Below are 229 nucleotides of genomic sequence, written 5' to 3'. Positions count from 1 at the left end.
GTCCTGAAACTGGGCGCGCCCATCGCGCTCGCCGCCGTCGAATCACGCATCGCCGCAGGTAGTGACGCCGAGATCGCGACGTTCTACACCAACGGTGCGCTCGTCGACGCCGTGAAGTCCGGGGACGAGGCCTGGGCCATCGACCAGAAGCCCTACCTGCAGGGAGACGTGGCGGTCGACTCGCTCTGGCTCTACCTGAACCCCAAGACCACGCTCGGCGGCGGGCAGG

The 229-nt window shown here is 68.1% G+C and carries 1 pseudogene; it reads left to right on the top strand.

Annotation, left to right across the window (positions count from 1 at the left end):
- A pseudogene (locus AC0IX4_RS23480) lies at positions 1-229 on the top strand (sugar ABC transporter substrate-binding protein); the annotation flags it as partial.

The organism is Rhodococcus sp. AC861 (genome assembly GCF_979256035.1).
Note: the sequence above shows the minus strand (reverse complement) of the source record. Positions and strands in the feature narration are given on the sequence as shown.